Origin of the sequence: Lysinibacter cavernae (assembly GCF_011758565.1) — a bacterium.
GTDB lineage: Bacteria > Actinomycetota > Actinomycetes > Actinomycetales > Microbacteriaceae > Lysinibacter > Lysinibacter cavernae.
The window spans coordinates 590,016-616,369 of the sequence record NZ_JAAMOX010000002.1; the positions used below are offsets into that span (position 1 = coordinate 590,016).

Below are 26,354 nucleotides of genomic sequence, written 5' to 3' on the forward strand. Positions count from 1 at the left end.
CCTGAAAGAAGCCACCATGTCAGTGCCCGCCTCAATGGTCTCCTCAACGGCCTCCGCAACACGCATCACCAACGCCCCGCTCTCGCTTGGCGGCGTGACCCTTCGAAACCGCCTCGTTTCCGCCCCGATGGAGCGCAACTACTGCGAGCCGAACGGCCACATGAACGATGTGTACCAGGAGTACCTGCTGGAGCGGGCACGGGCCGGCGTTGCACTCATCATGACGGAGGCGACGTATGTGCGGGCCGACGGCAAGGGGCGCACGCATCAGCTTGGGGCGCACGACGACTCGTGCATCCCTGGCCTTCGTCGCCTGGCCGACGCCCTCCACGCGGAGGGTGCCCTGGTTGGCTGCGAACTCAACCACGGTGGGAGGACAGCGCAGACGGCTGTCAGCGGCCTGCCAAACATCGCGCCCTCGCCCGTCGCCTGCGAGGTGGCTGGCGGGCAGGTCCCGCGCGAGATGACGGCGGATGAGGCTCGCGAACTCGCCGCTGAGTACGGCCGCGCGGCCGCCCGCTGCGTGGAGGCTGGCATCGATGTGCTCAGCATCCACGCGGCGCACGGCTACCTTATCCACCAGTTCATGTCGCCCATCAGCAACCACCGCACCGACGAGTTCGGCGACCCAGTCGCGTTTCTCAACCTCGTCATTGACGAAGTTCGGGCGGCGGCACCAACGGTGACGCTCGGGATGCGCGTTTCGGTTGTCGAGGGCCCCGACGACGGGCTGGATGCCGAGACGACCCTCGCGATCATCGAGCGCGCGCACCTCAACAAACTGGACTTCCTCGACATCTCGGCCGGCAGCTACGAGGCCGGCGAATGGATCGTGCAGTCTGGCGAATGGAAGCCTGGCGTGCTGGCCGACTATGCCCTCCGCTACCGCAAGTTTGGGCTGCCACTCGGGCTCGCGGGTCGACTGAACAGTCCCGAGATTATCGAGCAGGTGCTCACGGATGGCGTTGCCGAGTTTGTCAGCCTCGCCCGCGCGCTGCACGCCGACCCGCTCTTCGCGACGGCCTGTCTCGCCGATGCTGCCGAGCCGGTCCGATACCGGCCGTGCATCGCGTGCAACGTGTGCATCGACAACCTCGGCGACGGTCCGGTCGGTTGCACGGTCAACCCGGCCGTCGGGCGCGGGCGCGTGCCCGTCGCGACCCCAACCGTTCGACCTGGCACCTCGGTGATCGTTGCGGGCGCGGGGCCCGCCGGGCTCACGGCCGCCCGCGAGCTTGCTCAGGCAGGAGCCGACGTGACCATTGTTGACCGCGGCTCACGCATCGGCGGCAACATGGAACTCGCCGCCCAAATGAAGTCAACGCCCGACTTCCACCGCTTCCTCGACTGGTCTGAAGAAGAAAACGAGCGCCTCGGCATCCGCGTTGAGCTCGGGACAACCCTCACGTCAGAGGATGTCGCCGAGGCCGATCCCTCAGCCGTGGTGCTTGCCACCGGCGGCGAGCCAACCCCCGTTTCCATCCCCGTCGCGCAGGGTGCCGAGGTTATGACCGTGCAGCAGTGGCTCGACCGGGTGCCCCGCGTCTTCCCTTCCGCCTGCACCGTGTGGGGGTCGGATGCTGTCGCCATGCAGATCGCCGATTACCTTGCCGACCGTGGCGTTGAAGTACTCGTTGTTGGTGCAGACGCGCAGATCGCACCGGAATCTGGCCGCAGGGCCAAGATCCTCGCGGTGCCGCGCCTTGAACAGAACCCGCACGTGCGCATCCGACTGTCGAGCACAATCGCGGCAGTTGAGCTTGGCCGGGTGCTCGTCACCGGCCCTGGTGGCGAACAAGACTGGCTGGATGCCGCAGGCCCGGTCCTCCTCTCACAGGGCGTGCAGCCCCGCGTGCTCTCTCACCTGCTGCCAGGCGTCACTGCGCCCGTCGTTGGGGCGGGAACCCTCGTGATGACGGCCCCTGCGACCGTGCGCAATTCGATCCTGTCTGGTTACGACGTTGCCCAAGAGCTGGCTGCAACGCTGCGGTAGTTGCGCAGGTCGGGGTAATCGGGCAGGTTTCGCAATCTTGTCGTCACAAAGCAGCTGTTTGCATGAGCGCCGATTGCCGTTGTTGTGACGGCGATCAGGTTAGCTTGTCAAAATACAAATCGACTTCCCTAACCGTTCTGAGCGTTTGCACTTCTTTTAGTATTCGAGTTCTGTCGGATTTTCCTTGCTTCGCGATCTTGGAAGCATTGTCGTGAAGAATGTATGTCGGCCAACCACGTCTCGTAAATAGGCGAAAAATCGAAGTCCAGGTAATTCCGGCTTGTTCTCTAAAAGCTGCGGATGCCTCCCGGTACTGCGCCGTTTGCTGGGCTGAATCATGGGCTCGATACGTTGTCATGGAAATATCAAGGATCGGACTGGGGAAGATGTTCATGCGCGGCCCTGTGCTGTTTTGTATTTCTTCATGTGTTGAACAAAACCGGAGGAGTTCGGATAGTTGATCAGGAAACCCACAAATTACTCGTGGAACTGTGACAATAAGGGCCGCCCTCCGCGAGTGATCAACCCATGAAGCGCTAGTCTTAAGAAGCTCAAAGGCTGCTCGACTCCGATGTCCAAAAACAGCTACCCACTCTTCAGCGACCCAAGCTTTGACAAATGGATCGGCGTTAAAGTCAACCATCTCGTGACATCGCCTCATCTCAGGTGACGCATAAATATGCCAACCATGCTCGAGACAACGAATACCTCGCATCGAGATGCAACGGTCATATGCATCTATACCTGCCGCATGGACCGAAAAATCTTCCTCATCGGTGTATCTCCAGAGTGATTCAGCTCGATTCTGGTCGCTAACCGACAATGGCGTGTCCTGCCGGCTCTTGTTGCATGACTCACAGGAGGCCAAATAGTTTTTCAGGTGATGTTTCCCTCCCAACGCAACAGGTATCGCATGGTCCACGTTAAGTGGAGCGGCCTGATGGGGAAGTCCCGTTGCCCCTATTCCCGGCTCTTCGAACCTGAGAATCGATGTTTTGCAATGAAAGCAACGACCATCGCTAAGAAAGACAGCCCCATACCTGGCTCGATAATCACGAGTCTTCAAAGAAAGGCTTTCAACGCGGTTATCCCTTACCACAGGCCCCTCCTCGACACAGATCTTGGTATAAGTGCTAGAGCCCAGCAGGGACCGGCAAAATCTCGTCGGCGATTTCGAGTACCTTCCGCACCGCAAGCGAGCCGTTATTTGGGTCCCAGATGATGCCGGCGAGCAGCACGCAGTCCTCCTCAACCACCGGCACGTAGACGGAACCGGCAGGCATAATGCCCGAGATGCACGAGGGCATCACGCTCACACCAACGCCGGCCGCAACAAAGGAGAGCACAAGATACGGGTCGATGACCTCTTGGACTACGCGAGGGCGGAACCCAACGTTGAGGCACGATTGGAACATGCGCTCGCGCACGGCCGACCCCTGGCGGATGGGCAGCGAGACGAAGTCCTCTTCTGCCAGCTCACTCAACGAGATCTTGTCGCGGTCGGCAAGCGGATGATCGGAGGGCAGCGTGGCCCCCATCGGCTCAAGCGAGATCGCGCGCGTCTGGAGGGGCGGCGAATCTGCCGGCAACCCGATGAATGCAAGATCAAGATCCCCGTCTTTCACCAGCTGCATCGCCTCAAAGCTAATCACACGGTCAACGAGGGTGAGGTTGATGCCCGGATACCGCTGCCGCACCTGGCGGGTGAGCCTCGGAAGCGTGAGGTGGTTGAGCACGCCAGAGAAGCCGATGCTCACGTTGCCGTAGATGCCATCGTTCGTTTCGGTTGTTGACCGGCGGGCGAGGTCAACCTCAGACAGCACCTTACGCGCGTGCACCAAAAACGAGTGGCCAGCAGGCGTGAGCGACACCGTGCGGGTATTACGCCTGAACAGCTCAGCGCCGAGGTCGGCTTCGAGTTTGCGGATGGTCTGGCTCAGCGGCGACTGGGAGACCCTGAGCCGTTCAGCGGCCCGGCCAAAGTGCAGCTCCTCTGCGACGGCAACAAACGACTCGATCCAGCGAATTTCCACAAACATCCACCGCCTTTCGGGTCTCTTGGCATTCCCCTCAACCCTATCTGCCCGTCCCCGTCAGCAGGCGGCAAGATACCTGGCGGTCAACACAATCGAGTCGGGCCAATCCGCCCCTCCCTCAGCGGGACAGGGGCCAATTGACCCGACTCGATGAACCGCGATGCGCGGCTACGCTGTTGCGTTCATCGTGTGTGCGGCTACGCCACGAAGAACGGAATCGCCCCAGTGAGGATGCCAACCGCAAGCATGACGAGCGACACGATGGTGGCGCGCCAAAGGACCTTCTTGTGGTGGTCGCCGAGGTTCACGCCGGCAAGCGAAACGAGCAGCAGGATGGCAGGCACGAGCGGGCTCTGCAGGTGCACCGGCTGCCCGATGATCGAGGCGCGCGCCATCTCCACTGGATCAATTCCGTACATGGCAGCGCTCTGCGACAGTACGGGGAGGATGCCGTAGTAGAACGCATCGTTCGACATAAAGAAGGTGAACGGGATCGACAGCACACCGGTGATCGGGGCAAGGAACGGGCCAACCTCGTTCGGGAGCACCGTGGTGATCCAGTTGGCCATAGCATCAACCATGCCGGTTCCCGAGAGCACACCGACCAGCACGCCTGCCGCAATCACCATAGAAACAACGCCAACAATGCTTGGCGCGTGGGCGACGATCTCCGATGCCTGGTCCTTCATTTTGCTGAAGTTGAGCACGAGCGCGATACCGGCACCAACCATGAAGACGTAGGGAAGCGGCATGATGTCGAGTACGAGCAGCACCATCACCGAAACCGTCAGCAGCAGGTTCCACCAGATCAGCTTCGGACGAAGCGTTGCGCGATCAGGATCGAGCATGGTGTCGGCCATCGCCGTGTCCGTCGGGTCGACCTCTGCAACAGCAACGGGAGAGTGCCCGCCTGCAATCGTGACCAGGTTCCCGGTGTGCAGCGAGGCGCGGGCGCCTGGCTTGCTGTCTGCTCCGCGGAACAGCTTTGGCATTCCGGCGAGGAGACCGCCTTCTGGGCTGCCGTCAAGGCGGCCGGTGTCGATCCGCCCGAGGCGGTTGCGCTCCTGAATGCCAAGCATCCAGGCAAAGCCAAACGCTATGACAAGACCAATCATCATCGCGGGGATCATCGGCACAAACACGTCAGAGACCTGAAGGTTCAGCGCGGTTGCCGCTCGCACGGTCGGCCCACCCCAAGGAAGGATGTTCATGGTGCCGTTCATGAGGCCAGCAACACAGGTCAGTACGACCGGGCTCATGCCGAGGCGCAGGTAGATAGGCAGCATCGCCGAGGTGGTGATGATGAAGGTCGTCGACCCGTCGCCGTCAAGCGAAACCGCGGCGGCGAGCAGCGCCGTGCCGAGGACGACCTTTGCGGGGTCGTCGCCGAGCAGGCGCGTGATGAAACGGATGAGCGGGTCAAACAGCCCGACGTCGATCATGATGCCAAAGAACATGATCGCAAACATCAGGAGCGCCGCCGTTGGTGCCATGTTGCCAATGGCAGTCAGCACCATGTCGCCAAGGCCGAGGCCGGCACCGGCAAACAATCCAAAGATTGTGGGGACGAGGATGAGCGCGACCATCGGGGTCAAACGCTTTGTCATGATGAGGGTCATGAACACCAACACCATGGTGAAGCCGAGGATGACGAGCACCCACTCTGGGGGGACAAACGCCAGGTCGTATTCGGGTTTCGCTTCAGCGCTGAGCAGCAACCCTGGCAGGACCGTATGCATTGAGAACTCCTTTGTTGTCAAAACCGCAGCCAACCGCAAGAGGCGCCGGCTCCGGCCAAGCATAGGTACTGGGCTAGGCGAATGCTCAATAGCTCGCATTTGCTGATGTTCTGCGCGTAGCATCGGTTTTGCGCATTGTGCTCAACCCGTTTTCGCGGTGCCAATTGACAGAATGGAACGCATGACCAAGTCAGACCACGCGCGTCTGCGATTTGCCACCCGCGCAATGCTGTTGCAACTCGGCACCGTTGCCCTCGTAGTTGCGCTGTGCACTGGCGTCTATCTTGCGCTTGCGATGCAGCAGCTCCGCGACGCCTCGGAAACCTCCGCGCTGAACATCGCCCGCACCCTCGCGGAAGACCCAACCGTGCGCGAACTCGTGACCGAGTTCTCCGCCGACCCCGGAACGCCACGCGCCGCCGACCTGCGCGACGGTGAGCTCCAGAGCACCGCGGTGTCGCTCGCCCCTCGAACCGGCGCGCTCTTTGTTGTGATCACTGACGATCACGGCATCCGGCTCGCGCATCCAGACCCCAACCGACTCGGCCAAGAGGTCAGCACCCCCTACGAGCGCGTCTTGCAGGGATACGAAGTTGTTGACTGGGAGGTTGGGACGCTTGGCGAATCCGCCCGCGCGAAGGTACCAATCTTCGCCCTGCAGCCAGGGGAACCAGCCACAACGAATGGCCCACCCGTTGGCGAAGTCAGCGTTGGCTTTGAACGCGGAAGCGTATTCACCAACCTCCCAACGCTCGTCGGATCGATAGCCCTCGTTGCGATTGGCTCGTTTGGATTGGCCACGCTCGCAATGCTGCTCATCCGCCGCCGCCTCGAACGGGTTACCCTTGGTCTCCAACCGGAAGAACTAGCCGCCCTCGTACAGAATCAAACCGCCGTGCTCGACGGCGTTGGCGACGGTGTGATCGGCATCGACCCGTCTGGCACCGTACGCGTCTGCAACGCGGCGGCCGAGCGGATACTGAACCTCTCGGCACCCGTCGGCCAACCAATATCCGCCCTCGGCACGGCCGCTCCCCTGCTCGCCGCCGAATCACAACGGGGAACGAGCACGGGCGACCCACACGGCGTCATGCACAACGGCAAGGTCCTCTTTGTTGAACATCGCGCGGTGGAACGCAACGGCAGGCCCCTCGGACGGGTCGTCATCCTGCGCGACCGAACCGACGTGGTCGCGCTCAGCGAGCGCCTCGAAACCGTGCGGGCCATGACTGGCGCGCTTCGTGTGCAGCGACACGAATTTGCCAACCGCATCCACGTGGCCACCGGCCTCATCGATGCCGACCGAGTGCCCGAAGCCCGCGAATTTCTGGGCGAGCTGCTCGAACGGGGATCAGTCGAGTACCCCGTTCCCGGCCTCGAAACGATTGCCGACCCGTTCTTGCAGGCCTTCCTCCGCGCAAAGGCGATGGAGGCCGGCGAGCGCGGCGTACGCGTTCGGATCGCCGACGACTCGCACCTGCTTGGCACCATTTGCAGCCCGGAAGACACCGCAGCAGTGCTTGGCAACCTCGTAGACAACGCCATCCACGCGGCCGTCCGCGCCCCAGCACCGCGCTGGGTTGAGGTGACGGTGCTCGATGATGCCGCCGAGCTCGTGCTCACCGTGTCGGACTCAGGCGCAGGGGTCCCGGACGGCCTCGACGTCTTCGACCGCGCAGACGATGCGCGCACGAGCGCCGAGCGGATGCCCGTCAACGTCGCGACGGACGAGCCGGTCCACGGCCACGGCGTTGGCCTTCCGCTTTCCCGGGAAATCGCGCGCGCAACGGGCGGCGAACTCTGGCTCGTGGATGCAGGGGGCGGCGCAGGCCTTGGCGCGGTCTTCGCCGCGCGCATCGCGGGAGCCGTCACACCACCGCAGCGAGCAGGCAGCTCAGCCGCTCGTTCACCCGAGGAGCAAGCATGACCGAACCAATCCGCACCCTGGTTGTTGACGACGATTTCCGCGTGGCCGGGCTGCACCGCGATATCGTCGCCGACCGCCCCGGGTTTCTCGCTCTCAAGCCGGCGCTGTCGGTCGCAGAGGCGCAGGCATCCATCCGCTCCGAGCGCCCAGACCTGCTGCTCGTTGATGTTCACCTTCCCGACGGCGACGGAATCGAGCTCGTCCGGGCCTACGACATCGACGCGTTTGTGATTTCCGCGGCTGGCGACGCGCCAACCGTTCGACGGGCACTCAGGGCTGGCGCCCTCGCAATGCTCCTCAAGCCGTTTGAGCCACGGATACTTGCAGAACGGCTCGACCGGTTCTCGCGCTACCGCAACCTCGTGGCTGGCCCAGCCCCCATCGTGCAGGACGAATTAGACAGAGCCCTCGCCATCCTGAACGGGTCCAACGACCCGGTCACCCTCTCGCGCTCGGCAACCGAAAAGCTCATCCTCGACGCGCTCAATACTGACGAAGCCTCGGCAACCGAAATCGCCGAGCGCACGGGGATCTCGCGCGCGACCGCACAGCGGCACCTCGCGGCCCTCGCCGCTCGGTCGATGGTCGAGGTGCGCCTGCGCTACGGGGCAACGGGACGGCCAGAGCATCGGTACACCGCGGCCACGACAACGGCCTAGGCAGGCTGCGCAGCTCCCCGGTTCCCCCACAATCGCCTAAACTGCCGGAGTGAGCACCGCGCAATCGCCAACCCCTCGTCGACGGGGCCGCCCCCGCAAGAACGAGGCGGCCGACACACGAACCCACATCGTGACGGCCGCGCACGACGAGTTCATGGCAAAGGGATTTGACGCAGCCTCGATTCGTGGCATCGCGCGCGCGGCGGGTGTTGACCCGTCACTTGTACACCACTACTTTGCCGATAAGAGCGACCTGCTCGCGGCATCCCTCGACCTGCCGATGCGACCGGACGTTGAGTTGCCCCGCATCCTCGCAACGCCCCCTGCCGAACGCGCGGCGACGCTCGTGCGGTTTATCCTCACCGTTTGGGATGATCCAGTTGTGCAAAAACGCGGGATGCTGCTGTTGCGATCCGCGTCTGGTCAGGGGCTCGTGAGCCGCCTCATCCGCGATTTTGTTGTTCGTGAAATCTTCGCTCGCGTCGCTGCGTCCATCGACGCAGACGATGCGGAGCTCAGAGCTCAGCTCGTCGCAACCCAGATCGTTGGGCTCATCGTGCTGCGTTTTGGTCTCAGGGTCGAGCCACTTGCCAGCGCGGATGTTGAGGAAATCGTTCGCCGCGTAGCCCCCGGACTCAGCGTGCACCTGATTGGGCCGGCTGAGGCCTGACGGGCGTTCGGCGCCTGTCCGCTCCCGCTTTGCGCGGCCTATCCGATTGACCTCACACCCGACCCATACCCGACCCACCGCGCCACACCCGGCCCACCTCGCCACACCCGAGCAGCCGACTAGCGCCACATCCCGCCTGCCCCATCTCCCTCGTTTCCCGGCAACGACCGTCCAGTGCCCTCATATCGACCCATAATCGCGTTTTTGGGTCGATCTGAGGGCACTCGCCGGCGCTCAAGGGCGGGATGGCGTGGGATGCGGGGCGGGCGAGGTGTCAGGTGCGGGGCGGGCGGGCGAGGCTTGACAGCATCCTCCACCCGGAGAATAATTCATCACATGATGAATAACGGCGGTCACGGCGCACATCGCGCCGACAAAACGCCCTCCCCCAACGCCGCGATTCTGGTTGACGGCCTCACCATCAAGCGTGGACACCAAACTGCCCTCGACTCCATCACGCTGTCCGTCCCAACCGGACGCATCACCGGCTTGCTCGGCCCAAGCGGCTGCGGCAAATCCACGCTCATGCGCTCTATCGTTGGCGTGCAGCAGCTCACCGCTGGCACAATCACGGTGCTCGGCAGCCCAGCGGGGAGCGCCAGCCTCCGCAAACAAATCGGTTACGTCACCCAGGCACCCAGCGTGTACGACGACCTCACCGTGCGCCAAAATCTCAGGTACTTCGGCCGCATCCTCGGCGCACCAGCTAGCGACGTCGATCGGGTACTCTCAATCACCAACCTAGAAGACAAAGCCACCACCCTCGCCGGTTCACTGTCGGGAGGGCAGCGAAGCCGGGCATCCCTGGCCGCCGCGCTCATGGGAACCCCTCAGCTCCTCGTGCTCGACGAGCCAACCGTTGGGCTCGACCCGGTGCTGCGCAATGAGCTGTGGGACGTGTTTCACTCGCTTCGTGACGCCGGGCAGACCATCGTTGTATCCAGCCACGTCATGGATGAGGCAGAGCGCTGCGACGACCTCATCCTCTTGCGCGACGGCCGGCTCGTTGCCCACGACTCCCCCGAACATCTCACGGCGGCCACGGGCACATCCTCAGTTGAGGATGCCTTTATCACGCTCGTCACCAAGGACTCGCGCGCAGGCGCACACCTCGGCACACCACTCGGCACACCACTCGACGCGACCTCAGCAGACACCACAGCAGACAGCACAGCAACCGTGGCATCCCGAACCGGGGCAACCCCGAGCAAAGCCACCCCAACCGAAGCCACAGCAACAAGCGCCACCGCAGTCGAAGCCGCCTCAAATGATGAGGAGCAGTCATGAACGCCAACCGGACCCTCGCAACCGCCGGCCGCGTCCTCGCCCAGATTCGCCACGACCCCCGCACCATAGCGCTCCTTCTGATCATGCCAAGCGTGCTCATCGGCCTCATGGCCTGGATCTTCTCTGACACCAATACGTTTGAGCAGATCGGGCCAGCAATGATCGCGCTTTTCCCGTTTGTGGTGATGTTCCTGGTCACGAGCATCTCAACCCTGCGCGAGCGACGCTCTGGAACCCTCGAACGGCTCCTCACCATGCCGCTCGGCAAAGGCGATTTCATCCTCGGCTATGCACTCGCCTTCGCAGTGCTCGCCGTGCTGCAGAGCTCTATCGCCGTTGGGCTTTCCCTGTGGCTCTTTGGCCTCACCGTTGTGAAATCGGTGTGGTTGCTGCTTGCCGTCGCTATTGTCGACGCCATCCTTGGCAGCTGTCTCGGGCTGTTTGCGAGCGCTTTTGCGAGAACCGAGTTTCAGGCCGTACAGTTCATGCCCGTCATCGTGTTCCCACAAATCCTGCTGTGTGGGCTGCTGGTACCGCGCGATAAGCTGCCGGATGCCCTCAGCGTCATCTCCGACTGGCTCCCGCTTTCACACGCGGTTGACGCTATCACGGCCGTCGCAACTGGGCTGGAAGACGACGGCTACGTCGGCACGCGCCTGCTCATCCTTGCCGCCTTCACCGTTGGTGCGATTGTGCTCGGGGCGCTGACCCTCCGTCGCCGCACACCGTAGGCCCCGGGCTCACGCTTCGCTCAAGAGCCCCGACCTCGGTTCCGCACCCAAATCGTTCGATAAGCGGCACCCCGATACAGTTGAGAAATGATCAGACTTATTCTGAGTGCAGCCGTCGGGGTATTTCTTGCATCGCTTTTAGCACTGTTGATCTCACAGGATGACTCGTGGACCTGGGTGAGGCTCACGTCAGGCATCATCGTGATCACGCTGTTCATCATTGTTCGCCTCGCGACAAGCGCGGTTAAGGACGGCACCTTCATGGCCGTCCTCAACCGCCAGCCGCTCAGCGCCGAACAACTGGCTGAGGCTGACAACGAGAATCGCCTCGCCGTGGCAAGGGTGCTTTCGATCTCGAGAACTGGATCAGCGATTAACGACCAGCCGGTCTGCTCGATCGAGGTGCTGGTTGCGCACCGTTTCATTCGGCCGTATCGCACGTCGCTGAAGCAGATTATTGACATCGTGGAGCTCCCGCGTGTGCAGCTGGGAAGCGTTGTGTTGGTGGCCCTCGAACGCCGCGACGCCTCGCCGGTGCGCATTGTCACGACGCCGCCGTTCAGCTGGCTGCGCGAACTAGAAACAAACACCGCCGTTCGTTCGCTGCCAGACGCCCCCGCGCTCACCGAAGAGCAGATCGCAGGTGACGGCCTCACCTCCGCGACTACTGCCTCATCTTCAACGCGGAAGCAGGCGAAGCCAACGGGCCTCCGCCGAATCCCCGCCTTCTGTTATGTCATCGCGATCATTGCAGGCTTTGGCCTCACGCTCATTCCGGCGTATCCAACCATCGCTGCGCTCCTCGACGGCTCGACAACCATCGACGAGATTCGGGCCAGTTACGAGGAAAACGGCCCGAACGTTGGTAGTTCCCCAACGGCAAAACCCGTTGACTTCTTCACTGGAACCAACGCGCAAGACGCCCTCAACGCCATCATGGCCGCGTCTGGCAACAACCAGATGATGCAGCTAAACATCTACTCCACCTTTGCGGGAGCAGAGGTACTGGTTACCCCAGGCGACTCAAAGGTGGACGACTACATCTACCGCGACGGGACCGCAACAAACGATGGCCCGACGCTCATCCAGCCAGATGCGGAGGACGCAGCGGAGAAAGCCTTCGACCCTGCAACACTTGACCTCACCATCCTTCCCTCGCTGCTCGCACAGGCAAAGGAGCTGACCGGGATCACCGAGTTCAAGGAGGGCCAGACCCCCTCGATGCACATCATGAAGCTCGGCGGCGTCTTGTCGATCAGCGTGCCGCTCTACGCCGACTACTACGACGCGTGGGTCACGTTCGCTCCGGACGGCTCAGTCCTGAGCATGCGCGGAGGCATCCCCGGCTCTGCGAGTTACGAAGCAGGCCAAGGCTAGCTCCCGGCTCTCGGCTCTCGGCTCCCGGCTCCCGGCTCCCGGCTCCCGGCTCCCGGCTCCCGGCTCCCGGCTCCCGGCTCCCGGCTCCCGGCTCCCGGCTCCCGGCTCCCGGCTCCCGGCTCCCGGCAGAATTGTCGCAGATCCACCCAAGACACGAGCGCCAAGTGGATCTTCGACCAATCTGTAAGCAAAACCTAGCGAAAACTGCAGCCGGGCGCTGAGGGCCGAGCGGCGATCCTCGCTACGGCGTCTCGTCTGTTGGCGGATGCTCCGCCGATGGGTCTGGCAGCCCAGTCGCCTGGCCCGAGTCCGCAGCGCCACGTTCATCCACGCCAGCGCCGGCCGAACCAGAAGCATCCACAGCACCAGCGGCACCCAGCGAACCAGATGCATCCACAACACCAGCGGCACCCGCCGAGCCGGGAGCATCCACAGCACCAGTCGAGCCCCGCACGCCGGCCCGAACGGCGGGCCTGCGCCGCGAGAACAGGGCATCCAGCCGCAGCTTCATGCCTCGCTCGATAGGCTGCTCAACTTCGAGGCCGTAGTAGCCACCGATGTGGTCAACAAACGCCGCGCGTCTCGCTTTCTCGTAGAGCTTCGTTTCGCGGCTAAAGGCGATAGCCGTCGACCAACAGATGAGCAACATCACCACGCTAAACGGCAGGGCGATAATAATGGCCGCGGTTTTGAGCGCGTTGAGCCCGCCAGACAACAGCAGCGCGATGGCCAGCAGTGATGTGATGCCAACGAAGAAGACGCGGATCCAGGCCTTTGGCTCCGGGTCGCCGCCGGTTGCGATCATCCCCATCACGAGCGAGCCGGAGTCGGCTGAGGTCACAAAGAAGATCGCGATCAGCACGATTGCCCCAATAGTCAGCGCTGCGCCGCCGGGTAATTGGTCGAGCATTTGGAACAGCGCGCCCTCAACATCCACGGTGTTGCCGGGGCCCACCAAACCGCCCTTTCCTGAGAGCTGCGAGTACAGCGCGGTTCCGCCGAGCACGCTAAACCAGAGGAACGTGATGAGTGTCGGAACGAGGATGACGCCGCCAACAAACTGGCGAACGGTGCGTCCGCGGGAGATGCGCGCGATGAAGATGCCAACAAACGGGGCCCACGAAATCCACCAGCCCCAGTAGAACGTGGTCCAGGCCGCCTGCCAGGCTTCGCCCTCGGCACCGGTGAAGGCGTTGACGTTGAACGCGAGGCCAATGAAGTTTTGCAGATACGACCCGATTGACTGCACAAAGTTGCGCAGCAAGAACTGGCTCGGCCCAACCACGAGGATGAACACCACGAGCAATCCGGCAAGCGCGAGGTTGAAGTTCGACAGCCACTTCATGCCCTTAGAGACACCGGAAAGCACCGAGAACAGGACACCACCCGTAATGATCACGATGATGACGATGTTCAAGAAGTCTGAGCCAGCGATAATGCCTGCGCTCTCAAGCCCTGCGCTAATTTGCAGCACGCCGAGGCCAAGCGAGGTCGCAACGCCAAACAGGGTACCGACGAGGGCAATAATATCGATGGCGTTGCCCCAGCCTCCGCGCACCTTTCGGCCAAGCAGCGGCTCAAGCGTCCAGCGAATCGAGAGCGGGCGGCCGCGGCGGTGGATGGCGTAGGCCAGCGCCAGCCCGATGACCACGTAGATCGCCCACGCGTGAACGCCCCAGTGCAGGTAGGTTTGCGAAAGCGCCTGCTGCGCGAGCTGGGCATCCGTGCCCGTCACGCCGGGTTTTGGGTTTGCGAAGTGGCTGAGCGGCTCGCTGACACCGTAGAACACGAGGCCGATGCCCATCCCTGCGGCAAACAGGAGCGAGAACCAGGATGCGAGCGAAAACTCCGGCTCGTCGTCATCCTTTCCCAGCTTGATGTCGCCAAACTTACCGAAGCCAACCCACAGGCTGAAGATGACAAAGAACGTGGCGATCAGCACGTAGTACCAGTTGAAGTTATCAACGATGGTCGCCTGGATCGAGGCAAAGAGCGACTCGGCCGTATCTGGCATGATCATGGCAAACGCCACAAACAACACCACGATTACGGCAGCGGGCCAGAAGACCCAACGGTGAACCGGCATGGACTTCGTGTCTGAGGACATTCCTTAAGCGTAGGGCACCTGCATCTATTTGCGAGTTTCTGCGCACAAAACCTTAGATTTGCGCAGAAACTCACAAATAGATGCAGGTTTGCGGGGCTCGTTAGGGGGTTTGGCCGCGATACAAGCGTTCGAAGGTCTCGATGGTGCGGTTGATGTCGTGAACCTTCACCCCCTCGAGGGATTCCTGCTGCATGGCGAGGTATCGTTCAGGCGTTGCGCCGAGTACCAGCAAGAGCTTCTCGGCGAGGTCGTCGGCGTCGCTCGGCTCAAACAGGTAGCCGTTTTCGCCGTCGTGCACGAGGTGCGGAAGCGCCATAGCGTTGGCGCAGACAACCGGCAGCCCTGACGCCATTGCCTCCATCGTTGCGATGCTCTGCAGTTCCGCGATCGATGGCATGGCCCAGACCGAGGCGTCGGTGTAGAACGTGAGCAGCTCATCCTCTGACACCCGGCCGTGGAAGCGGACGCGGTCGTCGAGCCCAAGCTTATGAGACAGCGTCTTGAGGTTGTGGTCTTGGTCGCCGCCGCCAACGATGTCGAGGCTGGCGTTAAGGTCTGCTGGGAGTTTGGTCATGGCGTGCAGCAGCACGTCAATCTGCTTCTCAGTGGTAAGTCGCCCAACAAACAGCACCTTATTACTCGCGCGTGGTTCGAGGTCGGCCGTGTAGTGGGTTGCATCAATACCGCAGCTCACGGGGATGACCCCGCGGAGCCCGCTGTGGTACTCGAGGAAATCTGCGGCCTTTCGCGTTGGCGTGGTCACAGATGAGGCCGTGCGGAACACCTTACTCGCGGTCTTCCACGACGTACGAACAAACCAGTCTTTCCACGACTCTGGGATCGTCGCGAAGTCGAGGATATTCTCGGCCATCACGTGGTTCGTTCCCACGATGCGGATGTTGCGCTTGGTCGCTTCGAGGGCGAGGCCCCGGCCGATAACGATGTGGGATTGGAAGTGCACGACGTCAGGCTTCACCGCGTCGAGTACCTTGCGCGCGCGGGCTTTTGCCGTCCACGGCAGCACAAAGCGCAGCCAGTCGTGCGGGTACCAGCGCCAGCTCGCCCAGCGGTGCACCGTCATGTCGGCGCCTTCGATGTTCTCGGTGAACGTACCTGTCTTGCGGTGCGTTTTTGATGGAGCGACGATGTGCACATCATGGCCGCGGGCGACAAGCCCGGCGGCGAGACGCTCGGCGAAGCGGGCAGCCCCGTTGATGTCGGGGTAAAAGGTGTCGCAGCCCATAACAATGCACAGCGGCTTGTCAGCGGGGGCGGAAGTATTTGCAGAAGGTGTCTGGTTCGTCACGGTACTTGTACTTGATTGAGTCAGAGCTGTTGTGAGCTCGAGCCAGTGCAAAGGTTACCCAGGCGACACCGAGTCTACAGGGCGAAATGGGGAATATCTGTGTAATCCGTCAGCGTGCTCGAACCGAGCTGGTAACGGTAAACACACGGTCTCTCGCGACCTGCTTTGTTGGTCCGATCAGGCGCTCAAGTGTTGGTCGGTATCCGAGGTGGCTGTTGTAGACCACCCAGAGCTCACCGCCCGGCCGAAGCACACGGGCCGCGTGCTCAAAAAGCTTATGCGCGATACCAACGTGCACCGTTGCGCCCATGTGAAAGGGCGGGTTGAGCACGATGAGGTCAGCGCTCTCGGCGGGCTGGGAATCGAGGCCGTCGTCTCGCAGCACGGTCACGCGGTCGCCCACTCCTGCACGACCTACGGTTTCGGTCGCCGAGCGCACAGCTGCCGCCGATTGGTCGGTTGCGATGATGGATGCCGTTGGCCGTCGCTGCGCAAGAACCGTTGCGATCACTCCGGTTCCGCAGCCAAGGTCGATGATGCGGCTGGCCTCGGCCGCGCCGTCGATCACGCTCAGCAGCAACCGCGTACCTGGGTCGACTTTGGCACCGGCAAAGGCGGCACCAAACGCACAAATCTCAATGCCGAGTTCAGCATCGCGGGTGATCCGAGGGAACGGGAGGCTCGTTTCGCTAACCTCGCGGGCATCCGTTGCCGTGAGCAGTCGCGATTTTTGGCGGGCGCGACTCGCCTGTACGGAGCCAAAGGAACGGAGCAGCACGTCGTTCATGCCGAGTGACAGGTGTTTGATGCGGCCGCCAGCAACGAGCGTGGCCTGCGGCGCGTAGCGGGCGACGGCATCCGCGATCTCGTCGAGCGCATCGAGGCTGCGCGGCAACTGGAGCAGCACAAGAGTGGCCTGATTCAGCAGCGACTCCCCCAGCGGTAGCTCCCGAATAGGCGTGGCATCTATACCGAGCCGTGCCGCATTCGCTGCGAGCGCCCGCTGGCCGCTCAGCCCGTCTTGAAAGACGCGAATGGCGCCGGTTGTACCGGTGTCGCCAACTCGATCGTGCAGCGCGGCAAGCGTCAGCGCACCGTATCGGTCCCCAATAACGACGATCTGCTCAAGCGGGGTGGATGCCCTCTGCTCGGCGGTCTCGTCGAGCAGCAACCGGTCGGCAGCGTCAAACGCAAAGAGGTTCTCGGCCTCCACATCGGGGAAGCGGCGAAGCTGCTCAAAGGGGAAGGCGGAAGCGTCGCCCGTCATTTGATCTTTTTGGGCTGCCACACCACAACTTCGGTGCGGCGCTGCGTGCGGGTGCCGTGGCGGAGCGAAATGACGTCGCCAGCGGCCCCGGCCGCGAAGACACGGTTGCCGGGGCGGTTGAGCATTTCGTCGCTGAGTGCAGATTCAAGCTCGCGAACCCGCTCGTGGAGGTCGGTCACCTGATTCTCAAGATCAAGGATGCGGCGGATGCCCTCAAGCGTGATGCCCTCTGCGCTCAGCCGCGCAATTTCGCGGAGTTGGGCAATGTTGCGCAGCGAATACCGCCGCGACTTGCCGGCAGTGCGCTGAGGCGAGACCAGTCCAATTCTGTCGTATTGGCGGAGGGTCTGCGGGTGCATGTCGGCAAGCTCAGCGGCCATCGCAATAGCGAATACCGGTGAGTTCTCGTCCATATATCTAGGATACCGCGTGCGACCCCGCCGGAGTGTTCGCCTCCCGCGGATTTGCGGGGTGACAGCAGGCACGTCTCACTGGGAGAGTTCAATTTTTCCTAGACTTCCGAATACGTTCGGAATAGAATGCACCTATGGCTCTCATCAATGACTTCCAAACCACCACGCGGCGTTCGTCTGATCTGAGCAAACACTCGGCCGAGGTCTTTGCCGAAGCGGAAGATCACACCGTCAAGATCACGCGACGCGACGGTGAACCGCTGGTATTGATGTCGCAGCGCGCGGCTGACGCCCACGCAGCGCTGCTGCAGCTTGCGGCAGATCTCATCACCGTCACACTTGACGACGAAGGCACTCTCGCATCACGGATGGCTGACCGATTCCCCTGGATGTTTGCATTATCCACTGCCGACCAAGCCATCTGCGCCCAGGACCTCGTCGACGCGGCTCGGGCATCCTTTTCTACTGGGCAATCACATCTCGCAATCGCGGAACTTACCTCATGGCGCGAAACGGCAACTGCGATAGCAGCGGGACTATCGACCCGCCCCGTGGAGTGGCTAGTTGAAAACGAATTGGTCGAACGGCCCTAACCGTGGCAAGAGATGATCTGGTCGCCAGACCCACAAAGAAAATCGAATTCACCATTCGTTTCGCGACGGCGGGGGCGAGGAAGGGTTGGCGCGACCTGGTTGCAACCGTTCGGAGCCCCATGGCAGACACGTGGGATTTCCTGACCCGAACCCCCACCGAACGCACCCCAACAAACTATCCGTTGCGGGGCGAGCTGCAGTTCATCCAACGCGGTACGGAACAGCACGAGCGGTGGCAGCACAAACCCACTGCCAAAGGTGATGCGCGAATCTGGTTCTACGTAGACGGGAATGACGTCCATATAGAGCAAGTGCATACTCACCGCCCAAACGCCACAAAATAGCCACCCGGGCGCTTGGGTCACGCTGATCGCGAATGGACGAGCAGTCGCGGCGTCGCCAAAATAACCTCCGAAGATAACGAACCATCCAATAAATATTCCTGTGTTACGCCACATTGCGACGGCAATTGGGTTCCCAAACGTTCTCGCCTATCGTCAATACGGTACCGATGCATTTCACCGACGCACCTGGAGTAAGAATGCCAACCCTTCCCGACACGGAACTGCGCACCGACGCGGCCCCTGCCGCGGAAGAACAGATGGCGGCCAGCGGTTCGTCCCCAAGCATCCATACCTCGCCCGCACGGCCAAACACCGTGCACCCCGTGAGCTTCGTTTCGGTTGGCAAGTCCTTTGCCTCTCGCGGTAAGAAGGCCACCAACGCGCGACCGGTGCTGCGCGATATCAACCTTGAGGTTGTTCCCGGCGAGGTGCTCGCTATTCTCGGCACGAGTGGATGCGGCAAGTCCACCCTGCTGCGCATCACTGCCGGGCTCGACACGGCATCCGTTGGCGAAGTACTGATCGACGGAACCCCCGTCTCCGGCATCGACGCCCGCTGCGCGTTTGCGTTTCAGGAGCCGCGGCTGCTGCCATGGCGTTCGCTCGCCGATAACGTTGCACTCGGACTCCCCGCTGGCACCCCAAAGCAGGCCGGCCGCGAGCGCGTCGCCGAGCTGCTCGAACTTGTTGGTCTTTCTGAGTTTGCCGGGCACCGCCCTCGCGAAATCTCTGGTGGCATGGCCCAGCGCACTTCGCTTGCGCGCGCCCTCGCCCGCAACCCAGCCGTTCTCCTGCTTGATGAGCCGTTTGGTGCGCTCGACGCACTGACCCGCCTGAAGATGCAGGATCTCCTCCTTGAGGTCCACGCGGCCGCGCCAACAACCGTGCTGCTCGTGACCCACGACGTTGACGAGGCGCTGCAGCTGGCCGACCGCGTGATCCTGCTCGGCCGCGAAGACGATAGCGACAGCGACAGCGGCGCGACCATCAAGCAGATCGTGACGGTTCCCGGCGAGCGCCCGCGCAACCGGGCATCCGCCGAACTTGCAACCCTGCGTGACGAGTTGCTTGCCGGCCTTGGTATCGAGCCGCACGGCGCATCCGCCAGCAACAGCACTGGCGCAGACCTCGGCAGCGGCGCACTCGCCAGCATGCCCAGCCGCTAAGGCGGCACACCCCAGCAGGACGCGCTCGGCGCATCCATTCGCAGTTCATGCTTCATCTCGCGCGACCACAGCGTTCGCGCATCCGGCGGCTTGCCATGTGGCGGGCCCCGCAACAGCACACCCGTTTCCCACCAAGAAAGTTCACTCATGTCAGCACGACGTTCCACAACGGCCCTGTTCACGGCCGCCCTTGCCACCGCGGCACTGCTCCTCACCGGCTGCGTCGCCGGCGAAGGCAGCAACACCGACACGGGCAACGCCGATAAGGCAGAGGCCGCAAGCGTTCTCAACATCGACTTCGCCACGTACAACCCGCTCAGCCTCGTCATCAAGGACCAGGGCTGGCTTGAGGATGCCCTCGCCGAGAACAACGTGACGGTCAACTGGGTGCAGTCGGCCGGCTCGAATAAGGCAAACGAGGCCCTGCGCGCCGAGGCAATCGACGTCGGCTCGACCGCCGGTTCCGCGGCGCTGCTCGCCAAGTCAAACGGTTCCAAGATCCAGACCATCAGCATCTTCTCGCAGCCAGAGTGGGCAGCAATCGTGGTCCCAGACGGTTCCGCCATCACCTCGGTCGCCGACCTCAAGGGCAAGCAGATTGCCGCAACCAGCGGAACCGACCCGTACTTCTTCCTGCTCCAGGCGCTCGAAGAAGCCGGCCTCAGCACGAGCGACGTGACCATCCAAAACCTGCAGCACGCCGACGGCTGGGCCGCCCTCCAGAACGGGTCGGTGGATGCCTGGGCCGGCCTCGACCCCATCATGGCCAACGCCGAGCAGGAGGGCGCAAAGCTCATCTACCGCAACGTTGATTTCAACAGCTACGGCTTTTTGAACGCCACCGAGAAGTTCATCACGGAACGCCCAGAGGTCGCCCAGACCGTTGTTGACGCCTATGAGCATGCCCGCGAGTGGGCCGCGGCCAACCCAGAGAAGACCGCCGAGATCCTCAGCGACGTAGCCGGCATCGACCTTGCCGTCGCCACGACCGTGATCACCGAGCGCTCGAACCTCGACGTTGACCCGGTTCCCGGTGACGCACAGCTCTCAGTATTGAAGGTCATCGGGCCCATCTTTGTTGAGACGGGCGACGTCACCAGCCAGGACAAGATCGACAAGGCCCTCGACAACCTGCTCAACGACTCCTTCGCCAAGAAGGCAAACGCCAGCAACATCGGAGGCTAATCATGAGCAGCAGCGCACCCACCACAGCGACAAAACCCTCACGTGACACTCGTGCAGGCACGGGCTCAGGCATTGGCCGCCCGAGCCGCCTGACGGTTGTGCTCGGTGGGTTGCTGCTGCCCGTACTCCTGCTCGTCGCGTGGCAGCTTGCCACGTCGCTCGGCTGGGTCTCAACCTCGCAGTTCCCGTCGCCCGAAATGGTGTGGGATGCCGGGGTCGACCTGGCCAACCGCGGCCTGCTTGGCCTGTACATCGCGATTTCGACGCAGCGCGTGCTCGTTGGGTTCGCCATCGGAGCGGCTCTTGGCCTGCTGCTTGGCGCGGTTGTTGGGCTGAGCCGCCGTTGGGACATCCTGCTGGCGCCTACCCTCGGCGCGATCCGTGCGGTGCCGTCGCTCGCCTGGGTTCCGCTGCTTATCCTGTGGCTGAAGATCGGCGAGGAGTCGAAGATCACGCTCATCGCGATCGGCGCGTTTTTCCCCGTGTACACCACGGTTGCCGCGGCGCTGCGCCACGTTGACCGTCAGCTCGTTGAGGCCGGTCGCGCGTTTGGGCTGAGCGGGGTCAAGCTTTTTACCACCGTGCAGCTGCCGGCCGTACTGCCAAGCGTGATCTCTGGCCTGCGCCTCGCGCTCGCGCAGTCGTGGCTCTTCCTCGTGGCGGCCGAGCTGATTGCCGCATCCATGGGCCTTGGATTCTTGCTCAGCGAATCCGGCAATAACGGCCGCATCGACCGCATCTTCCTCGCCATCCTGCTGCTTGCCGTGCTTGGCAAGCTCACCGACGCCATCATTGGCCAATTCGAGAAATGGGCTGTTCGGAAATGGGCGTAGCCGCATCCCCCACCATTCAGAACCTGCTCACGGAGCACCGCCGATTCCCTGCCCCGGCCGAATTTGCGGCGCAGGCAAACGTTGACGGCTCGTGGTGGGAGCGTGCCGCCGAGAACCCAGTGGCGTTCTGGGAGGAGCAGGCCCGCCGCCTCGACTGGCACGAGCCCTGGCACACCGCCCACACCTGGCAGCCCGCGCAGCGCGAGGATGGCAGCGTGGGAGTTCCGTCGGCCGAGTGGTTCAGCGGAGGCAGGCTCAATGTTGCGGTCAACTGTGTCGATCGACACGTGGATGCCGGCCGCGGCAACAAGGTCGCACTCTTTCTTGAGGGCGAACGTGGCGACCGTTACTCCCTCACCTATTCCGAGCTGCAGCGTAAGGTCGCGCAGGCCGCAAACGCCCTCACAGATCTTGGCGTGACCAAGGGCGACCGGGTGGTTATTTACCTGCCCGTGATCGCGGAAACCATCATCATCACCCTCGCGGTCGCGCGCATCGGGGCCATCCACTCGCTCGTGTTTGGCGGCTTTTCGTCCGAGGCGCTGCGTTTTCGGGTTGAGGACACGGGCGCAAAGCTGCTCGTCACAACCGACGGCCAGTTCCGCAGGGGCCAGGCGGTTCCCGTCAAGCAGAACGCGGATGCGGCGGTTGCCGGCGAGAACCAGATCGAGCACGTGCTCGTTGTGCGCCGCACGGGCGACGAAACCCCAGACATCCCGTGGACCGAGGGCCGCGACCTCTGGTGGCACGACGTGGTGGATACCGCTCCAGATGTCCACGAACCAGCATATTTTGACGCTGAGACGCCCCTTTTCATCATCTATACCTCCGGCACAACCGGCAAGCCAAAAGGCCTCGTACACACCTCGGGCGGCTACCTCACCCAGGCGGCCTTCACCCACTGGGCGATGTTCGATGTGAAGGACAGCGACGTGCACTGGTGCACCGCCGACCTCGCCTGGGTCACCGCGCACACCTACGAGATCTACGGCCCGCTCGCAAACGGCGTCACCCAGGTCATCTACGAGGGCACCCCAAACACCCCGCATACCGCGAGGCATTTCGAGATCATCGAGCGCTACGGCGTGACCACGTATTACACGGCGCCAACACTCATCCGCACGCTCATGACCTGGTTCCCGGCAGGCGTGCCCGCCGAATACGACCTGTCGAGCATCCGCCTGCTTGGCACGGTTGGCGAGGCGATCAACCCTGAGGCGTGGATGTGGTTCCACCGGCACATCGGCGCTGGCACGGCACCCATCGTCGATACCTGGTGGCAGTCAGAGACGGGGGCCGCAGTGATGGCCCCGCTGCCGGGCGTGACCACGCTCAAGCCGGGTTCCGCCACGCGCGCGCTGCCAGGCCTCACTACGAAGGTCGTTGACGAGCAGGGCAACGAGGTCGCGCACGGCGACGGCGGCTATCTCGTCATCGACGGCACCTGGCCGGCCATGGCCCGAACCGTGTGGGGCAATCCAGAACGCTACCTCGACTCCTACTGGCGCACCTACGCCGACCGCGGCTACTTCTTCTCCGGCGACGGGGCAAAATACGACCTCGACGGCGATATTTGGCTGCTCGGGCGGGTGGATGACGTCATCAACGTCTCCGGCCACCGCCTCTCAACCATCGAGATTGAGTCGGCGCTGGTCTCTCATCCCGCCGTCGGCGAGGCCGGCGTTGTTGGTGTGCACGACGACACCACGGGGCAGGCAATTGCCGCGTTTGTGATCCCGGCCGACCGCGGCGTTGCCGCCGGCACCGCGACGGCAGCGGAACTCGCCGCCTGGAACGACCTCTCCGCCTCGCTCAATTCGCTGCTGCGCTCACACGTGGCCACCGAGATCGGGCCAATCGCGAAGCCACGCGACCTCATCGTGGTGCCTGACCTGCCCAAGACTCGCTCCGGCAAAATCATGCGCCGCTTGCTCGCCGACATCGTTGACGCTCGCCCGCTGGGCGACGTCACCTCGCTGCAAGACTCGGCGGTTCCTGAGCAGATCGCGGCGATTGTGGCGGCGGGCCGGTAGCCCGGCATCCGACGGGCGCGGCGCGCACGCATCCGTTCGCCTCTCATTGCGAATGCTGGAGCCCAGAATCGCAACGAGGGGCGAACGGATGCTCGGAAAAAACGACCAGCCCTAGTAGGCGCTCCCGCCAGAGACGGCCTCGTCACCAAGCAGCTGGCGTGTGCCGGATACTCCGAGGCGAGTCGCGCCGGCCTCGATCATGGCGAGAGCATCGGCACGGCTGCGCACCCCGCCGGATGCCTTGACTCCGAGCTTGCCCTCAACCGTATGCGACATGAGGCGAACGGCCTCAACCGTCGCTCCACCTGCCGGGTGGAATCCGGTCGACGTCTTCACGAAGTCTGCACCGGCGCGGACCGAAGCCTGGCACACCCCAACGATCTGCTCGTTCGTGAGCGCCGCCGACTCGATGATGACCTTAAGCACAACGGGCCGCGGTGCGGCATGGCGCACGGCAGCAATCTCGGCCTCGACATCCCCAAAGCGGTGCTCGCGCGCACGCCCGATATCGATGACCATGTCAATTTCGTCGGCACCGCGCGTGACAGCAAGGGCAGCCTCTGCGGCCTTGACGCTCTGGTCGTGCTTGCCACTTGGGAAGCCACAAACCACGGCGATCTTCAGGTCGCTTCCTGCAGGCACGGCAACGGGCAACATCGACGGCGACAGACAGGCGGAGAAGGCACCAAGCTCAACCGCCTCTGCAATGGTTGCCTCGGCATCCGCTGCGGTGGCCTCAGGCTTCAACAGCGTGTGGTCGATGAGCTGCGCCAATGCTGACGTACTGAGGGTGCCGTCGGCCGCTTGCTGCTGGAGTGCGGTGGTCATTACTTCACTTTCGATTGAACGATTAGGTACAGGCGCTGGTTGTGCTGCCAGTATCCTGCACAATCTATCGTCCCCGAGGAACTCCCGCCAGCCGCTCAGCCAGAGGGCAATCGCCGACGGCCTTCGCGTGCCGGCACACTGGCCGGCCCAATGCTCGCGCTATGGAGCCGGCGTTGGGGTCGCCGTTTTTTGCAGCGACATAATCTCGGTTGCGGTGAGCGGCCGCCATGGCGACGAATCGGGCAAGACCTTCGAGGCGTCTGGGCTATCACCCTGCGTCCACCACCGCGCCTGATACGGCACATCGAGGAACATGACCCGATCGCCGCTCACGTAGGTCGCATCCTTCTGCCATTCGGGCAGGATGCCTGGCGCAAGCGTTGGAACCGGCACAGGCGTTTCGCCCGGCAACACAGGCCCGATCAGCGTCCAAGGTGACTCCGAAATCTGCAGCACGGGATTGTCGGGAGCATCGCCTTGGGTCCACCATTTGGCCTGGTACACGTTGTGGCGCCAGACAACTTTAGACTCAGCAGGATACGCGGCGTTCTCATCCCAAATGGGGTACGGGCTCGTCTTTGGATCGTCAGCGGCCGCCGGGTCGGTTTCAGTCGGCTCAGGGGTCGTTCCTGGCCCAAAGACGGCGTCGAGCGTGCCTGGTCGGTTCTGGGCAAGGATGGCGGCAAAGGTCGCGTCGCCCTGGTCAACGCCGCTGCACGAGTTAGAAACGGTGCGGACGTCCGGGTAGTTTGGCGCGCAGGTCTGGTCGCGATTGATCGACCAGAACGAAACTCGTTCAAGGCCCTGTTCAACCGAGAACGCGTTGAGCTGTTGAGCGTCAGCAATTGTGAAGATCTCGGCACGCACGTCATTCTGCCCAATCATCGGGGTTGCCCCGAGCTTGCTCCAGAGGGTCGCCGACCCGAGCTGGATGCCCTGGCGCCCGTACAGCACGCCAAGTTGGCGGTGCGTTTGCTGGAGTGACTCGGTGATCACATCGATGAATGGTTTTTCGGCAACGGCTGTGTCGCCGTAGTTCATGGTCATAGCGTTCACACCTGCGAGGTCAACCCCTGCCTCGAGGAAGGCGGTGACCGCGTCTGTTCCCGCATCGGTCAGACCGGTTGGCGCAACGGGAAGCGTGAGCCAGACGTCGAGTGGGGCATCCCCGGTTTTCCGCTCGCCCTGGAGGCTGGCAAATGCCCGCGCTTGGCGCTCGATGGCCGGGAGATCCGTCAGAAAGTCGCCTTCGATGTCAAGGTCTACCGTTGTGGTCTCGTATCGCTCGATAACCGAGCCGTACGCCTTCTCAAGCTTGGTCGAGTCCTCGCAACCAACGGCAAGGTCGCTATTGGCCGCTCCACCAAACGAGACTTGGGCACTGCCGCCAAGATCGCGAAGGCGCGCGAGCCGACGATCAAGGTCAACCTCAACGCCAGCCTGCTGCAGCGAATACGCCCCGCCCCACGATGGTTCACACGGGTCGGTCTTCGACGCAACAACAAAGGCAAGCGTGATGTTCTTGAGATCGGTGTCGCTCACTTCTTCGAACGCGTAGAAGGGCGTGGTGGTCACGTCGACGTAACCATCGGTCCAGGGATCGGAGTTTGCGGCGGTCTGCACGTCTTCGAACCAGCGCCATCCCTCAACCGAGGCGAAGCCAAGCACCCCGAGCACACCAACAAGAATGGTGAGTCGCCACCACGAAAGTCGTCGGCCCGGATACCTTTTTGACACGAATTCCTACCCCGTCTGCGGCGATCACTCACCGCTGATCTGCATGGCACCCCCGCCAGCAGGTCTTATTCTCACACGTTTTGGTCACAAAAACGTACCCTTACGCTCGAATTTAGACACAAA

Annotated in this window: 21 protein-coding genes; 12 read left to right on the forward strand and 9 right to left on the reverse strand. The window is 62.8% G+C overall.

Annotated features, from left to right (window positions below):
- Positions 1–16 precede the first annotated feature (16 nt).
- Positions 17–1,993 (forward strand): oxidoreductase, encoded by a 1,977-nt coding sequence (locus FHX76_RS12000; RefSeq protein WP_243848785.1) that lies wholly within the window; start codon positions 17–19, stop codon positions 1,991–1,993.
- Positions 1,994–2,087: 94 nt separating this feature from the next.
- On the opposite strand, the gene FHX76_RS16845 is transcribed toward FHX76_RS12000, so the two are convergent.
- The 3 genes from FHX76_RS16845 to FHX76_RS12015 all read right to left on the reverse strand — a co-directional run bounded on the left by FHX76_RS16845 (position 2,088) and on the right by FHX76_RS12015 (position 5,768).
- Complete coding sequence (locus FHX76_RS16845) at positions 2,088–3,092, reverse strand: HNH endonuclease (protein WP_167150945.1); 1,005 nt, start codon at positions 3,090–3,092, stop codon at positions 2,088–2,090.
- Between the two features lie 34 nt (positions 3,093–3,126).
- Complete coding sequence (locus FHX76_RS12010) at positions 3,127–4,032, reverse strand: LysR family transcriptional regulator (RefSeq protein ID WP_208402664.1); 906 nt, start codon at positions 4,030–4,032, stop codon at positions 3,127–3,129.
- 194 nt (positions 4,033–4,226) lie between these two features.
- Complete coding sequence (locus tag FHX76_RS12015; protein WP_167150947.1) at positions 4,227–5,768, reverse strand: CitMHS family transporter; 1,542 nt, start codon at positions 5,766–5,768, stop codon at positions 4,227–4,229.
- A 181-nt stretch (positions 5,769–5,949) separates the two neighbouring features.
- Here FHX76_RS12015 and FHX76_RS12020 point away from each other — a divergent pair, with 181 nt between their 5' ends.
- The 6 genes from FHX76_RS12020 to FHX76_RS12045 all read left to right on the forward strand — a co-directional run bounded on the left by FHX76_RS12020 (position 5,950) and on the right by FHX76_RS12045 (position 12,419).
- Positions 5,950–7,695, forward strand: coding sequence for a sensor histidine kinase (locus FHX76_RS12020; protein WP_243848786.1), 1,746 nt, complete (start codon positions 5,950–5,952; stop codon positions 7,693–7,695).
- Positions 7,692–8,354: a response regulator gene (locus tag FHX76_RS12025; protein ID WP_167150949.1), complete on the forward strand. Its 663-nt coding sequence runs from the start codon at positions 7,692–7,694 to the stop codon at positions 8,352–8,354. The genes FHX76_RS12020 and FHX76_RS12025 overlap by 4 nt, the downstream gene beginning before the upstream one ends.
- A 49-nt stretch (positions 8,355–8,403) precedes the next feature.
- The gene (locus FHX76_RS16785) at positions 8,404–9,024 is read left to right on the forward strand and encodes a TetR/AcrR family transcriptional regulator (protein WP_167150951.1); all 621 of its coding nucleotides are present in this window, start codon (positions 8,404–8,406) and stop codon (positions 9,022–9,024) included.
- A 336-nt stretch (positions 9,025–9,360) separates the two neighbouring features.
- Positions 9,361–10,311 carry an ABC transporter ATP-binding protein gene (locus FHX76_RS12035; RefSeq protein ID WP_243848787.1) on the forward strand — a complete coding sequence of 317 codons (951 nt, stop codon included), beginning with the start codon at positions 9,361–9,363 and terminating at the stop codon, positions 10,309–10,311.
- Positions 10,308–11,042 (forward strand): ABC transporter permease, encoded by a 735-nt coding sequence (locus FHX76_RS12040; RefSeq protein WP_167150953.1) that lies wholly within the window; start codon positions 10,308–10,310, stop codon positions 11,040–11,042. Before FHX76_RS12035 ends, FHX76_RS12040 begins: the two co-directional genes overlap by 4 nt.
- Positions 11,043–11,129: 87 nt before the next feature.
- Positions 11,130–12,419 carry a hypothetical protein gene (locus FHX76_RS12045; protein ID WP_167150955.1) on the forward strand — a complete coding sequence of 430 codons (1,290 nt, stop codon included), beginning with the start codon at positions 11,130–11,132 and terminating at the stop codon, positions 12,417–12,419.
- A 241-nt stretch (positions 12,420–12,660) separates the two neighbouring features.
- Here FHX76_RS12045 and FHX76_RS12050 read toward each other — a convergent pair whose 3' ends face one another.
- The 4 genes from FHX76_RS12050 to FHX76_RS12065 form a co-directional block, all read right to left on the reverse strand.
- Positions 12,661–14,526, reverse strand: coding sequence for a BCCT family transporter (locus FHX76_RS12050; protein ID WP_243848788.1), 1,866 nt, complete (start codon positions 14,524–14,526; stop codon positions 12,661–12,663).
- 100 nt (positions 14,527–14,626) lie between these two features.
- Positions 14,627–15,769: a glycosyltransferase gene (locus FHX76_RS12055; protein ID WP_167151705.1), complete on the reverse strand. Its 1,143-nt coding sequence runs from the start codon at positions 15,767–15,769 to the stop codon at positions 14,627–14,629.
- Between the two features lie 172 nt (positions 15,770–15,941).
- On the reverse strand, positions 15,942–17,099 hold the full coding sequence (locus FHX76_RS12060) for a class I SAM-dependent methyltransferase (RefSeq protein WP_167150957.1): 1,158 nt from the start codon (positions 17,097–17,099) through the stop codon (positions 15,942–15,944).
- A complete protein-coding gene (locus tag FHX76_RS12065) occupies positions 17,096–17,512 on the reverse strand; it encodes a heat shock protein transcriptional repressor HspR (protein ID WP_167150959.1) in 417 nt (138 codons plus the stop codon). The genes FHX76_RS12060 and FHX76_RS12065 overlap by 4 nt, the downstream gene beginning before the upstream one ends.
- Before the next feature lie 134 nt (positions 17,513–17,646).
- On the opposite strand from FHX76_RS12065, the gene FHX76_RS12070 reads away from it, so the two are divergent.
- The 5 genes from FHX76_RS12070 (at position 17,647) to acs (ending at position 23,666) form a co-directional block, all read left to right on the forward strand.
- Positions 17,647–18,105, forward strand: a complete 459-nt coding sequence (locus FHX76_RS12070; RefSeq protein WP_167150961.1) for a prevent-host-death protein — start codon at positions 17,647–17,649, stop codon at positions 18,103–18,105.
- Positions 18,106–18,706: 601 nt separating this feature from the next.
- A complete protein-coding gene (locus tag FHX76_RS12080; RefSeq protein WP_167151706.1) occupies positions 18,707–19,615 on the forward strand; it encodes an ABC transporter ATP-binding protein in 909 nt (302 codons plus the stop codon).
- A 147-nt stretch (positions 19,616–19,762) separates the two neighbouring features.
- Positions 19,763–20,800 carry an aliphatic sulfonate ABC transporter substrate-binding protein gene (locus tag FHX76_RS12085; protein ID WP_167150965.1) on the forward strand — a complete coding sequence of 346 codons (1,038 nt, stop codon included), beginning with the start codon at positions 19,763–19,765 and terminating at the stop codon, positions 20,798–20,800.
- 2 nt (positions 20,801–20,802) lie between these two features.
- On the forward strand, positions 20,803–21,633 hold the full coding sequence (locus FHX76_RS12090) for an ABC transporter permease (RefSeq protein WP_167150967.1): 831 nt from the start codon (positions 20,803–20,805) through the stop codon (positions 21,631–21,633).
- Positions 21,624–23,666 (forward strand): acetate--CoA ligase, encoded by a 2,043-nt coding sequence (gene acs, locus FHX76_RS12095; RefSeq protein ID WP_167150969.1) that lies wholly within the window; start codon positions 21,624–21,626, stop codon positions 23,664–23,666. Before FHX76_RS12090 ends, acs begins: the two co-directional genes overlap by 10 nt.
- A gap of 111 nt (positions 23,667–23,777) precedes the next feature.
- Here the strand turns inward: acs and deoC are convergent, their stop codons facing one another.
- On the reverse strand, positions 23,778–24,494 hold the full coding sequence (gene deoC, locus FHX76_RS12100; RefSeq protein WP_167150971.1) for a deoxyribose-phosphate aldolase: 717 nt from the start codon (positions 24,492–24,494) through the stop codon (positions 23,778–23,780).
- Between the two features lie 159 nt (positions 24,495–24,653).
- Complete coding sequence (locus tag FHX76_RS12105) at positions 24,654–26,231, reverse strand: chitinase (protein ID WP_167150973.1); 1,578 nt, start codon at positions 26,229–26,231, stop codon at positions 24,654–24,656.
- Between the last annotated feature and the right edge of the window lie 123 nt (positions 26,232–26,354).